Annotated in this window: 9 protein-coding genes; 5 read left to right on the plus strand and 4 right to left on the minus strand. The window is 71.7% G+C overall.

The genetic code is table 11. The annotated features are described in order from the left end of the window. Positions 1-3: 3 nt before the first annotated feature. From AB0A94_RS33355 to AB0A94_RS33365, 3 genes are all read right to left on the minus strand, one after another. Positions 4-1,110 carry an amidohydrolase family protein gene (locus tag AB0A94_RS33355; RefSeq protein WP_361749988.1) on the minus strand — a complete coding sequence of 369 codons (1,107 nt, stop codon included), beginning with the start codon at positions 1,108-1,110 and terminating at the stop codon, positions 4-6. Positions 1,111-1,277: 167 nt separating this feature from the next. After that, positions 1,278-1,610 (minus strand): hypothetical protein, encoded by a 333-nt coding sequence (locus AB0A94_RS33360; RefSeq protein WP_361749990.1) that lies wholly within the window; start codon positions 1,608-1,610, stop codon positions 1,278-1,280. 93 nt (positions 1,611-1,703) lie between these two features. Next, positions 1,704-2,657 carry a heme o synthase gene (locus AB0A94_RS33365; protein ID WP_361749992.1) on the minus strand — a complete coding sequence of 318 codons (954 nt, stop codon included), beginning with the start codon at positions 2,655-2,657 and terminating at the stop codon, positions 1,704-1,706. 343 nt (positions 2,658-3,000) lie between these two features. On the opposite strand from AB0A94_RS33365, the gene tkt reads away from it, so the two are divergent. The 5 genes from tkt to pgl are packed head-to-tail and all read left to right on the plus strand — an operon-like array spanning position 3,001 to position 9,600. Further along, complete coding sequence (gene tkt, locus AB0A94_RS33370) at positions 3,001-5,088, plus strand: transketolase (protein ID WP_361749994.1); 2,088 nt, start codon at positions 3,001-3,003, stop codon at positions 5,086-5,088. A 34-nt stretch (positions 5,089-5,122) separates the two neighbouring features. Continuing rightward, positions 5,123-6,241 carry a transaldolase gene (gene tal, locus AB0A94_RS33375; RefSeq protein ID WP_361749996.1) on the plus strand — a complete coding sequence of 373 codons (1,119 nt, stop codon included), beginning with the start codon at positions 5,123-5,125 and terminating at the stop codon, positions 6,239-6,241. Positions 6,242-6,245: 4 nt separating this feature from the next. After that, complete coding sequence (gene zwf / locus AB0A94_RS33380; protein WP_361749998.1) at positions 6,246-7,769, plus strand: glucose-6-phosphate dehydrogenase; 1,524 nt, start codon at positions 6,246-6,248, stop codon at positions 7,767-7,769. Further along, on the plus strand, positions 7,766-8,818 hold the full coding sequence (opcA, locus tag AB0A94_RS33385) for a glucose-6-phosphate dehydrogenase assembly protein OpcA (protein ID WP_361750000.1): 1,053 nt from the start codon (positions 7,766-7,768) through the stop codon (positions 8,816-8,818). Before zwf ends, opcA begins: the two co-directional genes overlap by 4 nt. After that, the gene (pgl, locus tag AB0A94_RS33390) at positions 8,815-9,600 is read left to right on the plus strand and encodes a 6-phosphogluconolactonase (RefSeq protein ID WP_361750002.1); all 786 of its coding nucleotides are present in this window, start codon (positions 8,815-8,817) and stop codon (positions 9,598-9,600) included. The genes opcA and pgl overlap by 4 nt, the downstream gene beginning before the upstream one ends. Before the next feature lie 72 nt (positions 9,601-9,672). On the opposite strand, the gene AB0A94_RS33395 is transcribed toward pgl, so the two are convergent. Next, a complete protein-coding gene (locus AB0A94_RS33395) occupies positions 9,673-14,610 on the minus strand; it encodes a DUF3320 domain-containing protein (protein WP_361750004.1) in 4,938 nt (1,645 codons plus the stop codon). Between the last annotated feature and the right edge of the window lie 36 nt (positions 14,611-14,646).

Here is a 14,646-nt window from a genome sequence, read left to right on the forward strand (position 1 = left end):
GCCTCAGCGCAGTCCGTACACCCTGCCCGCGTTCCCCGAGGCGATCAGACCGGCCACCCGCTGCGCGTCGTCCAGCGACCACGCGCCCTCGGCGACCCAGGTGCCGAGCACCCGGCCGAGGGCCTCGCGGAACAGGTGGGCGCCGACGACGTGCAGCTCGGGGAGGCCGCGGGCGCCGCTGGAGAAGAGGATCTTGCCGAAGGGGGCGAGTTCCAGGATCTCCGCGAGGACGGTCGCCGCGCGGGCGCCGGTGCGGACCAGGGCGGCGCCGCAGTCGGCGTAGACGTGCGGGAAGACGCCGGCGAGGTGGGCGGCGTGGCGGTGGTACGGGTAGCCGTGCAGCAGCACGAGGTCGGTGCCGAGACCGGCGGTGGCCCGGACGAAGTCGGCGAGCAGGACCGGGTCGGTGCGGTCGATGCGGGCGCCCGGTGCGGCGGGACCGGCGTGGAGCTGGACGGGCCGGCCCGAGGCGACGGCGATCCACAGCAGGTGCCGGAGCAGCACGGGGTCGCTCAGTTCGTCCCCGGCCCGGCGGGCGGCCAGCCAGCGCCCCGCCGCGCCGCGCACCTCGCCCGGTCCGGGCGGTTCGGGGGCGAGTGCCAGGCCGTGCCGTGCGCCGGCGACGGAGGTGAAGGCGACGGCGTGCGCGGCGGCGCCGTGCACGGACTCGGCGAGGTTGGCGAGGAAGGACTCGACGGTGCCGGAGGTGTCGGCGACCTGTTCGGCGAGCTGTTCCAGGCGGACGATCTCGTGGGCCTCGGCGTCCCCGGCCATGCCCAGCTCGGTGGGTCCGGTGAGGTCGCCGGGCAGTCCGGTGTCGACGAGGTAGGCGGTGATGCCGCTGCCGCGCAGCAGCCGGCGCCCGGCCTCGAGGACGCCGAGTTCACGGCGCCGGGCGAGGTAGCGGGCGGGCGGGCAGTGCGGCTCCAGACCGAGCAGGGGCGGGCACCAGCGGCGCACGGCGAAGCCGGTCTGGGTGTCGAAGAGGGTGGTGCCGGGGGCGGGCGGGCCCTCGGTACGGGCGAGCTGGGCCTCGAAGGTGCCGAGGCCCAGTTCCGTGCGGAGCACTCCGTGGCAGTGCTGGTCCACGAGTGAGGGTGTTTCGATCATCCGGAGCTCCCCCGGGACGGGACCGTGTGTCGGTGCTTCACCCGTCCTAACGGGTGAACCCCGGAAGAGGTCGCGCGTCTGCCGGGTGCGGGCCGTCCGTGGCCGCTCGCGCCTCCGCGGCGGAGCCGCGCACCGGTACGGCCCCGCGCCCCCGGGCCGGCCGCCGCTCAGCCGTTGGACGGGCCGCCGACCTGGATGCCCGCCATGCGGCTCCACTCGTACGGGCCCGTCCTCACCTTCGCCGCGAACTCGCCGTCGAAGTCCTCGTGGACGGTGATGCCCGCCTTCTCCACGGCCTTCTCGGCGATCTCCACGGACGGGGCGAACACGTCGCCCCAGTCGCCGTCCTCGCCGACGAGGACGATGCGGGCGCCGCGCTGTCCGAGGTACGCGACCTGGCCCTCGGCGCCGCCGTGCGCCTTGGCGAAGCCGCTGATCTGCTTGGCGAGCCGGGCCGCCTTCTGCTCGGCCTTCGGGTCCACCTGCTGCGTGTCTGCCATGACCAGGATGCTACCGACGGGTAGCTCGAACGGCGACGGGCGGGGTCCGTGGCCTTGGCCACGTGCCCCGCCCGATCGGCGTGCCAGAAGCGGTCACCGCAGGAACGGGTCCACCGCGACGGCCACGAAGAGCAGCGACACGTAGGTGATGGACCAGTGGAACAGGCGCATCTCCTTCAGCTTGCCGCCCGTCACCTCGGCCTTCGCGCGGTTCAGCAGCGCGTGTGCCTCCCACAGCCACCAGCCGCCCGCGGCCAGGGCGACCGCCGTGTAGAACCAGCCGGTGTAGCCGAGCGGGGTGAGCAGCAGCGACACCGCGACCATGACCCAGCTGTAGAGCACGATCTGCTTGGCGACCACCTTGTTGCCGGCGATGACCGGCAGCATCGGCACGCCGACGCGCGCGTAGTCGTCCTTCACCTTCATGGACAGCGGCCAGTAGTGCGGCGGCGTCCAGAAGAAGATGACGAGGAAGAGGATGACCGGCGCCCACGACAGCGAGTCGGTGACCGCGGACCAGCCGATCAGCACCGGCATGCAGCCGGCGATGCCGCCCCACACGATGTTCTGCGACGTACGCCGTTTGAGGATCATCGTGTAGACGACGACGTAGAAGAGGAGTGCGCCGAGGGAGAGCCACGCGGACAGCCAGTTGACGGCGAGCCCGAACAGCAGGGTCGACACGACCGCCAGGGTGACGCCGAAGGCCAGGCACTCGCGCGGGCTGACCATGCCGGTCACCAGCGGACGCTGCGAGGTGCGGTCCATCAGCGCGTCGATGTCGCGGTCGATGTACATGTTGAGCGCGTTGGCGCCGCCCGCCGACAGGTAGCCGCCGACGCAGGTCAGCAGCACCAGCGTCAGGTCGGGCACCCCCTGCTGCGCCAGGAACATCACCGGGACGGTGGTGATGAGCAGCAGCTCGATGATTCGCGGCTTGGTGAGAGCCACGAATGCCATCACACGGGCCCCGAACGGCCGATGGGCAGGGCTCTGACTCGTCCCCAGCACCCCCGCTGGACGGGATTCAACGGCCGTCACGCACACCCCTACAGAGATTCCAGCAAGCCTCCCCGCGTGAAGCGGGGGTAAAGGCTCGCGCGTACCACGCCACTGTAGACGTTGCCCAGACCCGGACATCCGCGGGGGTCCGCTCGTGTTGGAAGACCCCCTCCGAGGTGCACCTGGAAGCTCGATTGAGCACCCGGATGAGCGGCTCCGTATTCATCTGCCGAACGGGGAAAACGGACCGGTCAGGAGGCGGATCGACGCGAGTGCCCGCACTCTGGAACGACCCGGGAGAAGGCACGTCCTACGGGGGTAGGCTCGACCTCGCCGGTGGGCAGTCACCGGCCGTCCGAATCCATGTGGAGAGGAGCCCTGACTCAGGGTGAGCACCAAGCCGACCACCACAGACCTCGAGTGGACCGAGTTGGACCAGCGGGCCGTCGACACCGCCCGCGTCCTGGCCGCCGATGCCGTACAGAAGGTCGGTAACGGCCATCCGGGTACGGCGATGAGTCTGGCGCCCGCCGCCTACACCCTCTTCCAGAAGGTGATGCGGCACGACCCGGCGGACGCCGACTGGGTCGGGCGCGACCGTTTCGTCCTGTCCGCCGGCCATTCGTCCCTGACCCTCTACACCCAGCTGTACCTGGCCGGCTTCGGCCTGGAGCTGGACGACCTGAAGGCGTTCCGCACCTGGGGCTCGAAGACGCCGGGCCACCCGGAGTACGGGCACACCACCGGGGTGGAGACCACGACCGGCCCGCTGGGCCAGGGCGTCGCCAACGCCGTGGGCATGGCGATGGCCGCGCGCTACGAGCGCGGTCTGTTCGACCCGGAGGCCGCCGCGGGCGAGTCGCCCTTCGACCACTTCGTCTACTGCATCGCCGGTGACGGCTGCCTCCAGGAGGGCATCTCCGCCGAGGCGTCCTCGCTGGCCGGGCACCAGAAGCTGGGCAACCTGGTGCTGCTGTGGGACGACAACCACATCTCGATCGAGGGTGACACGGAGACGGCCGTCTCCGAGGACGTCGTCAAGCGGTACGAGGCCTACGGCTGGCACGTCCAGCGGGTGGCCCCGAAGCCGGACGGCGACCTGGACCCGAACGCGATCTACGACGCGATCCAGGAGGCGAAGAAGGTCACGGACAAGCCGTCCTTCATCGCCATGCGGTCGATCATCGCCTGGCCCGCCCCCAACGCGCAGAACACCGAGGCCGCGCACGGCTCGGCGCTCGGCGACGACGAGGTCGCGGCCACCAAGCGCGTCCTGGGCTTCGACCCGGAGCAGAGCTTCGAGGTCACCGACGAGGTCATCGGCCACACCCGCAAGGCCCTGGAGCGGGGCCAGGCGGCCCGCGCGGTGTGGGAGAAGTCCTTCCAGCAGTGGCGGGACAACAACCCCGGGCGCGCCGCCGAGTACGACCGGATCGCCGCCGGTGAGCTGCCCGAGGGCTGGCAGGAGAAGATCCCGGTGTTCGAGCCGGGCAAGGGCGTGGCCACCCGTGCCGCCTCCGGCAAGGTGCTGCAGGCGCTCGGCGCGGTGATCCCGGAGCTGTGGGGCGGCTCGGCCGACCTGGCGGGCTCCAACAACACCACGATCGACAAGGCGTCGTCGTTCCTCCCGGTCGGCAACCCGCTGCCCGAGGCGGACCCGTACGGGCGCACGATCCACTTCGGCATCCGCGAGCACGCCATGGCCGCGGAGATGAACGGCATCGCGCTGCACGGCAACACCCGGATCTACGGCGGCACCTTCCTGGTGTTCTCCGACTACATGCGCAACGCGGTGCGCCTGTCGGCACTGATGCACCTGCCGGTGACGTACGTGTGGACGCACGACTCCATCGGCCTCGGCGAGGACGGCCCGACGCACCAGCCGGTCGAGCACCTGGCCTCGCTGCGCGCCATCCCGGGCCTGAACGTGGTCCGCCCGGCGGACGCGAACGAGACCGCGATCGCCTGGCGGGAGATCCTCACCCGCTGGACGAAGGAGTTCGGCAAGGGCACCCCGCACGGTCTGGCGCTGACCCGTCAGGGCGTGCCGACGTACGAGCCGAACGAGGACGCGGCGAAGGGCGGCTACGTCCTGTTCGACGCCGAGGGCGGTGAGCCCGAGGTCGTGCTGATCGCGACCGGCTCCGAGGTGCACGTCGCCGTCGAGGCGCGCGAGCGGCTGCAGGCGGACGGTGTGCCGACGCGCGTGGTGTCCATGCCGTCGGTGGAGTGGTTCGAGGAGCAGGACCAGGGGTACCGGGACAGCGTCCTGCCGCCGTCCGTCAAGGCACGCGTGGCCGTCGAGGCCGGCATCGGTCTCACCTGGCACAAGTACGTCGGGGACGCCGGCCGGATCGTCTCCCTGGAGCACTTCGGTGCCTCCGCCGACGGCAAGGTGCTGTTCGAGGAGTTCGGCTTCACCGCCGAGAACGTGGCCGCCGTCGCGCGGGAATCGATCGCCGCAGCCCAGCGCTGACGCCCATACACGACACGTAGGAGATGGAATTTCCATGACGGACGCACTGAAGCGCCTTTCCGAGGAAGGCGTCGCGATCTGGCTGGACGACCTTTCGCGCAAGCGGATCACGTCCGGCAACCTCGCCGAGCTGATGGACCAGCAGCACGTCGTGGGCGTCACCACCAACCCGACGATCTTCCAGAAGGCGATCTCCGAGGGCGACGGCTACGACACGCAGCTGGCCGACCTCGCCGCCCGCAAGGTCACCGTCGAAGAGGCCATTCGCATGATCACCACGGCGGACGTCCGCGACGCCGCCGACATCCTGCGCCCGGTCTTCGACGCCACCGACGGCCAGGACGGCCGGGTCTCGATCGAGGTCGACCCGCGTCTGGCGCACAACACCCGCGCGACGGTCGCCGAGGCCAAGCAGCTGGCGTGGCTGGTGGACCGGCCCAACACGCTGATCAAGATCCCGGCGACCGAGGCCGGCATCCCGGCGATCGCCGAGGTCATCGGTCTGGGCATCAGCGTCAACGTGACGCTGATCTTCTCCCTGGAGCGCTACCGCAAGGTCATGGACGCGTTCCTGACCGGCCTGGAGAAGGCCAGGGAGCGCGGCCTGGACCTGTCGAAGATCCACTCCGTGGCGTCCTTCTTCGTGTCCCGCGTGGACACCGAGATCGACAAGCGGATCGACGCGCTCGGCACCGACGAGGCCAAGGCGCTGCGCGGCAAGGCCGCCATCGCCAACGCGCGCCTGGCCTACCAGGCGTACGAGGAGGTCTTCTCGACCGACCGCTGGAGCGCGCTGGAGCGCGAGGGCGCCAACAAGCAGCGTCCGCTGTGGGCGTCGACCGGTGTGAAGGACAAGGCGTACAAGGCCACGATGTACGTCGACGAGCTGGTGGCGCCGAACACGGTGAACACCATGCCGGAGGCGACGCTGGCCGCCACCGAGGAGCAGGGCGAGATCCGGGGCGACGCCGTCTCCGGCACCTACGAGCAGGCCCGCGCCGACCTGGACGCGGTCGAGGCGCTCGGCATCTCGTACGACGAGGTGGTGCAGCTCCTCGAGGACGAGGGCGTCGACAAGTTCGAGGGCTCCTGGAACGACCTGCTGAAGTCGACCGAGGCGGAGCTCCAGCGCCTCGCCCCCTCGGAGGGCTGAGACCTTGTCGAGCAGCAACCCGCTGCGTGACCCGGCGGACCGACGGCTCCCGCGTATCGCGGGGCCGTCGGGCCTGGTCATCTTCGGCGTGACGGGCGACCTGTCCCGCAAGAAGCTGATGCCGGCCGTGTACGACCTCGCCAACCGGGGCCTGCTGCCGCCGGGTTTCTCGCTGGTGGGCTTCGCCCGCCGGGAGTGGGCGAACGAGGACTTCGCCCAGGAGGTCCACGACGCGGTCAAGGAGCACGCCCGCACCCCCTTCCGCGAGGAGGTCTGGCAGCAGCTCATCCAGGGCATGCGCTTCGTGCAGGGCACCTTCGACGACGACGAGTCGTTCGAGCGGCTGCGCGACACGATCGAGGAGCTGGACAAGGCGCAGGGCACGGGCGGCAACTTCGCCTTCTACCTGTCGGTGCCGCCGCGCTCCTTCCCGGTGGTCATCCAGCAGCTGAAGAAGCACGGGCTGGCCGACCAGAAGGACGGCTCCTGGCGCCGCGCGGTGATCGAGAAGCCGTTCGGGCACGACCTGCGGTCGGCCGAGGAGCTGAACGCGATCGTCCACGAGGTCTTCGCCCCGGACCAGGTCTTCCGCATCGACCACTACCTGGGCAAGGAGACGGTCCAGAACATCCTGGCGCTGCGCTTCGCCAACACGATGTTCGAGCCCATATGGAACCGGTCGTTCGTGGACCACGTGCAGATCACCATGGCCGAGGACATCGGCATCGGCGGCCGCGCGGGGTACTACGACGGCATCGGCGCCGCCCGTGACGTCATCCAGAACCACCTGCTGCAACTGCTGGCGCTGACCGCGATGGAGGAGCCGGCCTCCTTCGACGCGGACGCGTTGGCCGCGGAGAAGACCAAGGTGCTCGGTGCCGTGCGGCTGCCGAAGGACCTGGGCCGGGACACCGTGCGCGGGCAGTACGCGGCCGGCTGGCAGGGCGGCGCGAAGGCGGTCGGGTATCTGGAGGAGGAGGGCATCGACGCCTCCTCGAAGACCGACACCTACGCCGCGATCAAGCTGGGCATCGACAACCGCCGCTGGGCGGGCGTCCCCTTCTACCTGCGCACCGGCAAGCGGCTGGGCCGGCGGGTCACCGAGATCGCGGTGGTCTTCCAGCGGGCGCCGCACTCCCCCTTCGACACCACCGCCACCGAGGAGCTGGGCTCCAACGCGATCGTGATCCGCGTCCAGCCGGACGAGGGCGTCACGGTCCGGTTCGGCTCCAAGGTGCCGGGCACGTCGATGGAGATCCGGGACGTGTCGATGGACTTCGCCTACGGCGAGTCGTTCACCGAGTCCAGCCCGGAGGCGTACGAGCGGCTGATCCTGGACGTCCTGCTGGGCGACTCCAACCTCTTCCCGCGCACGGAGGAGGTCGAGCTGTCCTGGAAGATCCTCGACCCGATCGAGGAGTACTGGGACGCCAACGGCAAGCCGGCCCAGTACCCGGCCGGAACGTGGGGACCCGTCGAGGCGGACGAAATGCTCGAGCGAGACGGACGGAGCTGGCGCCGGCCATGAAGACAGACCTCACGGACACCACGGCCAGCAAGATCAACAAGGCGCTGGTGCAGGCCCGCCGGGCCATCGGCACACCGGCCGTCGGCATGGTGCTCACCCTGGTCATCGTCACGGACGAGGAGAACGCCTACGACGCGCTGAAGGCGGCCGGCGACGCCTCGCGCGAGCACCCCTCGCGCACGCTGGTGGTCGTCAAGCGCGTCTCCCGCTCCCCCCGTGACCGCACCCAGTCCCGCCTCGACGCCGAGGTGCGGGTGGGCGCGGACGCCGGCACCGGCGAGACCGTCATCCTCCGTCTGTACGGCGAGGTCGTCGACCACGCCCAGTCGGTGGTGCTGCCGCTGCTGCTGCCGGACGCCCCGGTGGTGGTCTGGTGGCCGGTCAACGCCCCGCTGGACCCGGCGAAGGACCCGCTGGGCGCGCTGGCCCAGCGCAGGGTGACCGACACCTACGCCTGCGAGAAGCCGGTGGAGGAGCTCGCCGCCCGCGCCGACGCCTACACCCCCGGCGACACGGACCTGTCGTGGACCCGCATCACGCCCTGGCGTTCGATGCTGGCCGCGGCGCTGGACCAGATCGCCTGCGAGGTGCAGGGCGTCGAGGTGGAGGGCGAGGAGTTCAACCCGAGCTGCGAGCTGCTGGCGATGTGGCTCGCGGACCGGCTGGACGTCCCCGTCAAGCGCTCGCACTCCACCGGGCCGGGGCTCACGGCGGTCCGCATGGACACCGACTGCGGGCCGATCGTGCTGGACCGTGCCGACGGTTCGCTGGCGACGCTGTCCATCCAGGGTCAGCCGAAGCGTGCGGTGGCGCTGAAGCGCCGCGACACGGCGGAGCTGATCGCGGAGGAGCTGCGCCGTCTGGACCCGGACGACACGTACGCCTCGGCGCTGCGCTACGGCGTGGAGCGCCTGAAGTCGTCGGGTGAGGGTGACGCTCCGGCCAAAGGAGAACGGGAAGCGGTCCCCGCTCCCGTCGAGTCGGCTGCGAAAGCTCCCGCGGCCCAGGCGACGGCGCAGGCCCCGGTGAAGAAGGCGGCGGCGAAGTGAGTACGGCACCGCAGCTGGTCGTGCACCGGGACAAGGAGCTGATGGCGCAGGCCGCGGCGGCCCGGCTGATCACGAGGATCGTGGACGCGCAGGCCTCGCGGGGTTCGGCGTCCGTGGTCCTGACCGGCGGCCGCAACGGCAACGGCCTGCTGGCCGCGCTGGCCGCCGCCCCGGCGCGGGACGCGATCGACTGGGCCCGGCTCGACCTGTGGTGGGGCGACGAACGCTTCCTCCCGGAGGGCGACCCGGAGCGCAACGTCACCCAGGCCCGTGAGGCGCTGCTCGACGCGGTGCCGCTGGACCCGGAGCGCGTGCACGCCATGCCCGCGTCGGACGGCCCGCACGGCACGGACGTGGACGCGGCGGCGGCGGCCTACGCGGAAGAACTGGCCGCGGCGGCCGGCCCGGAGAACCATGGCCCGGTCCCGACCTTCGACGTCCTGATGCTGGGCGTCGGCCCGGACACGCACGTGGCGTCCCTCTTCCCGGAGCTCCCGGCGGTCCGGGAGACGGAACGCACGGTGGTGGGCGTCCACGGCGCCCCCAAGCCCCCGCCGACGAGGGTGACGCTGACCCTCCCCGCGATCCGCGCGGCCCGCGAGGTCTGGCTCCTGGCGGCCGGCGAGGACAAGGCGGAGGCGGCGGAGATCGCCCTGGCGGGCGCGGGCGAGATCCAGGCCCCGGCAGCGGGCGCGTACGGCCGCGCCCGCACCCTGTGGCTCCTGGACAAGGCGGCGGCCTCACGACTGCCACGCTCGCTGTATCCACAGGCATCGGCGTGAGGCGCACGGGCCGGGTGCGCCGGGAGGCTGTCGTCTCCTGGCGTCCCGGCCCGTTCCTTCCGGGTCCGCCGCTCACCCGCGTACCGCGCTGACGCGCTCCGGTCCTCCCTCGAACCGGCCTTGCCGGTGCAGCACGGTGATGTCGGCCGCCAGACAGTCACGGATGTCCTTGCCGATGCGGCGCCAGCCGAAGAACTCGCACGCCTGCTTGATCAACTCGTCCTGGGTCATCCCCGGGCACTCCGCGGCCAGCTCGTACAGTGCCAGGTACCGCTCGGTCGGGGCGATGTGCGTGATCTTGCGCACCGCCCCGCTCCCCTCCGGTACCCGGGCCTTCAGCGTGTCCCGCCCCGCCGAGTCGAAGAACGCACCGTCGGACGAGGCAAGGCCCGAATGGACCAGGGCGCGTGCCACCTCCCGGACGTTGTCCCGTATGCGGCTGCCTGCCCGGCCGACGCCCCAGGCCTCTCGCGCGCGCTGCACCAGCAGGTCCTCATGGATGGGGCCCTCCACCTCGATGATCTGCGCCAGCACCTTCCGCAGGGCGGGCCGGGCCTCCTGCGTGTGCAGTTCGTGGTGAGGACTGACCACGACCGCGCTGGCCCGGTACGGCGCGCTCCACGCGCGTTCCGTTCCGGTGTCGACCGGTACCCGTTCGTACTCCACCTCCGTCTCCACCTGCGCCGGCACCCTCGGCTTCGGCACCGCGGGCAGCGTCCCGGCCTGCTCCGGAGCTCCGGCCGGGGCTGTCCCGGTGCCGGGCCGCGCGCCTTCCGGACCGGCCGCCGGCGGTACCGCTGCCGCCACCGGGAGCGGCCCCCGGGCGACGGCCTGCTCGACGGCCTCGCGCAACCGCAGCTCCGCGGCCGCACGCCCCCGGTACCAGTCGGTGCCCCAGATGCGGTACAACTGCCAGCCGAGTCCGGCCAGTACCTGTTCGCGGAGCCGGTCGCGGTCGCGTGCCGCCTTGGAGGAGTGGTACATGGCGCCGTCGCACTCGATGCCGAGCGCGTACGCACCGGGCAGCTCCGGATGGCGCACGCCGAGGTCGATGCGGTAGCCGGCGACGCCGACCTGCGGCTGGACGCGGTAGCCCCAGCCCCGCAGGACCGCGAGGACGGACTCCTCGAACGGGCTGTCCGGCTCGGCGTCCGGCTGGACGACGTCCCTGGCGAGGACGGACGGTCCGTTCTCGGCGTATTCGAGGTAGCGCTTCAGGTACTGCACGCTCTCGTTGGCGCTGTCGGGCAGGCCGGTGCCTCGGAAGGAGGCGACGACCTCCATGCGGTAGCGGGCCCGGGTCACCGCCACGTTGAGGCGGCGCCAGCCGCCGCCCTTGTTGATGGGGCCGAAGTTCAGCCCCAGCCTGCCGTGCTCGTCGGGGCCGTATCCCACCGACATGATCATGACGTCGCGTTCGTCGCCCTGCACGGATTCCAGGTTCTTGACGAAGAAACCGTCCAGGCGGTCCTCCGTGAAGCAGTGGTCCAGGTCGGGGCGCTCCAGCCGGGCCTGCTGCACGGCCTGGTCGATGGCCGAGGCCTGGGCCTGGGAGAGCGCGACGACCCCCAGGGTCCTGCCGGGGCGGGTGTCGAAGTGGTGGATGACGCGCCGGGCGACGAAGTCCGCCTCGGCGCGGTTGTCCCGGCGCCCTCCCCGGTCGTAGACGCCGTCGGCCTCGAGGAAGGCGACACCGACGTCGTTGCCCTGGTCGACGGCTCCGGGGAAGGTCACCATCGAGTTGCCGTAGAACTCGCGGTTGCTGAAGGTGATCAGGTCCTCGTGGCGGCTGCGGTAGTGCCAGCGCAGGGGGAGTTCGCGCATGGCACCGGCCTTGCAGGCGTGCAGCAGGGACTCGAAGGAGTCCGGGACGTCCTCGGCGTACTCGTCGGAGTCGTCGTCGACCGAGGAGTCGAAGAAGGAGGTCGGCGGGAGCTGCTTGTCGTCACCGGCGACGACCAGGGCGCGTCCCCGGTAGATGCAGTTGACCGCGTCGCTGGGGCGGACCTGGGAGGCCTCGTCGAAGACGACCACGTCGAAGTGGAAGTCCGCCGGCAGGAACTGGCTGACCGTCAGCGGGCTCATCATGAAGCAGGGCTTGACGGCCTGGACGACCTCTCTGGTCCGTCCGAGCAGTTCCCGCACCGGCATGTGACGGGTCTTCTTCTCCGCCTCACGGATGATCACCGCGCCCGCGCCGCCCGCGAACCGCCGGGGCCGGCGCCCGTTGCACGCCTCGATCACCGCCCCGCCCGCGGCGGCGATCAGCCGGCGGTCCGCCTCCTGGAAGTCGGCGACCCGTGCGTCGAGGTCGTCGGAGCGGGTGCTGCGCAGGCGTCCGTCCGTGGCGAGGACACCGTCGGCCCACGCCCGCAGCAGTGCCTGTTCCACGATGTCGGGCAGCTGCCGCGGGTCCACTCCCCGCTCGGCCGCGTTCACCACGAGACCGTCCACCCCGTGCCTGGCGAGGACGGTGAGCCCGTCCACGTAGGCGTGCCACACGTCAGGACCCTGCTGATCGGCACGCAGCGTGTCGACCACCTGCCGCGCCTGGCCGAAGGAGCCCAGCAGGGCCGGCGAGAGCTGGGTGCGGCGGGCCGTGTCGAACAGGTCGAGCAGGGCGGTCACGCAGCGGGACCAACGTTCGGTGCGCGCGGTGACGGCCGCGCACCACGCGCCGAGCGCGTCCCGGACGGTGTCCGCGAGCAGCGTCGGGAGACGGTCGGGCTCGGCGTCGTCGGCGAGGCGGTCGGCGAGCAGCTCTCGCCGGTCGGCGTCGCGGCCCAGTGCGGCGATCCGCTCCGCCGTCGACAAGGCCTGTTCGAGACCGGTGAGCGCGTCCCGGCTCCGCGGGGTGTACCTGCCGAGGAGAGCGCTGTGCCGTTCGGCCAGGCGGGCGACTTCGGCGGCTGCGCGGTGCCACGCCAGAGCCTGCTCCAGTCGGCCCACGAGCGACTTCTTCCAGGCCCCGCTGTGGGTCAACGACGCCACTTTCTCGCGGTCGGCCTTGTACTGGGCGGAGAAGCGGGTCATCAGTCCGCGGTGCTGGTCGTTGAAGCGGCTCACCAGCTCGGTCAGTCCGGCGGCGGTGAGGACCTGTTCACCGAAGACGTCCCCGGCCGCGTCGCGGGCCGCGGCCTCGGTCTCCAGGGCCTGGCGCAGGTCGTTCGCCGCCGCATGGGCCCGGCGCAGGGTGTCGGCGTCGAACCATCCGCGCGGCGGGCGATGGCCGGTGGTCGTCAGGTCGGCGAGCTCACACAGCCGGAACGCGGCCTCGGCGTGGTCCGCCTCGGGCATGCCGAAGAGGTCGGCGAGTTGCGCGACCTGCGCGGTGACGTCGTCCGGCAGGGCGCCGTCCGCCGCCACGGCCTGGGACGGAAGCCCGGCCGACAGGGAGCGCACCAGCTGCTGTACCTCCCGCACCGACCCGGGTTCGGGCTGGGTCGGTGCGAACGGGCGTCGGCCGGTCGCCGTCAGCACGGCCGCCAGCGCGTCGGCGGCCTCGGAGACGACCTGATGGGCACCCGTGCCGACCAGGCCGCGCCAGGGGAAGCCGTCGCCCTCGGCCGCGGGACGCCAGGCACGGCTGACCGCCTTCGACGCGGTGGCGAGTTCCTGCAGGGAGCCGGCGCTCAGCGTGCGGACGACTTCGGCGTTCTCGGTGGCCGACGACAGGGCCGGGGTGTCCGCCTGGTCCAGCAGGACGAGACGACCGAGGACGTCGTGCAGGGTGCGCTGCAACGGCTCCCTGACCTGGTTCATGGCGGCCGCGTAGGAGGACAGCTCCTCGCGCAGTCTCCGGGCCCGCTCCAGCTCGTGCTCGGCGGCCCCGGTGACGCGGGCCTCGGTGGTGAGCACCCGGGCGAGTTCGGCGGCGACCGCCTTCTTGCTCGTGTCCCCGCTGTGCAGCGCCATCACGAAGTCGCCGAGACCCACGCCGCGCAGCCGGTTGCGTACGACGTCCAGCGCCGCGGCCTTCTCACTGACGAACAGCACGCTGCGGCCGGCGTGCATCAGCGCGGCGATCATGTTGGTGATGGTCTGGCTCTTGCCGGTGCCGGGCGGGCCGCTCATCACGAACGACCGGTTGTCGAGTGCCGCGGCTATGCACTGCCGCTGCGAGGCGTCGGCGTCAAGGACGAGGGGTGTCCTCTCGGGCAGCTGGACGTCGTCGATACGGTCCAGCTCCGGAGGGTCGAAGGCGATCAGGTCGTCGGGCAGACCGGCGTCGGGTCCGAGCGCCACCGCCCGCACGAGCGGATGGGCGAGGATCTGGTCCTCGTTCTGCTGGAGATCCTGGTACATCGCCTCCCGGTGCGAGGCGAACAGGCCGAGCACCACCCGGTCGGCGACCGACCAGCCCTTGAGGCCGGCCGCGGCCGAGCGGGCGGCGGAGAGCACCGCGGGCAGGTCACCGACGTCGGTGGCGGTGACCGTGGACCAGTCGACGCCGAGCCGTTCCAGTTTCACGGCGAGCGCCGGGTTGTGGATCCGGTCCTGGTCGTCGGCCAGGTGGAGCCGGTAGCGGCGGTGGCTGTCCCGGCGCAGCTCGACCGGGACCAGGAGCAGTGGCGCGGAGCTGCTCTCGTGAGCGTCGGCCTCGCGCCAGTCCAGCATGCCGACGCCCAGCCACAGCACCCACAGACCGTAGTCGTTGTACATCTGGCCCGACTTCTGGCGCAGCTGGTAGAGCGAGCTGTCCAGGGCCGGCTGGGTGGTCTTCTGCGTGACCAGCCCGGGCCGGGCCCCACGTGCCGCGGGCTCGGCCCCGTCCGCTTCCGCCTCCACGACCGGCGCGAAGTCCCAGCCCTTCGCGAGGCCGCCCAGAAGAGCACCGGCACCGGGCGAGGAGATCTCCAGCGTCGCCGTCCGGCTGTGGCGGAAGTTCAGCAGTCGGTTCCGCCCGCCCATGTCCAGCAGGGAGCCGCGCCAGCCGTCGAGGACGGCCTGCAACCGGCGGAGACCGGCATCGCCGGCAGCAGCGGACACGGTCCGCGGCGGGTGGGACATGGGCTGGTACCTCCTGAGCAACGCACAGGGGCGACC

The organism is Streptomyces sp. NPDC044984, from assembly GCF_040646935.1.
Taxonomy (GTDB): Bacteria; Actinomycetota; Actinomycetes; order Streptomycetales; family Streptomycetaceae; genus Streptomyces.

Bases quoted from the DNA above. Each gene is read 5' to 3' on its own strand.
- tal (WP_361749996.1), top strand. From the start codon at position 5,123: ATGACGGACGCACTGAAGCGCCTTTCCGAGGAAGGCGTCGCGATCTGG.
- AB0A94_RS33355 (WP_361749988.1), bottom strand. From the start codon at position 1,110: ATGATCGAAACACCCTCACTCGTGGACCAGCACTGCCACGGAGTGCTC.
- AB0A94_RS33360 (WP_361749990.1), bottom strand. From the start codon at position 1,610: ATGGCAGACACGCAGCAGGTGGACCCGAAGGCCGAGCAGAAGGCGGCC.
- AB0A94_RS33395 (WP_361750004.1), bottom strand. From the start codon at position 14,610: ATGTCCCACCCGCCGCGGACCGTGTCCGCTGCTGCCGGCGATGCCGGT.
- opcA (WP_361750000.1), top strand. From the start codon at position 7,766: ATGAAGACAGACCTCACGGACACCACGGCCAGCAAGATCAACAAGGCG.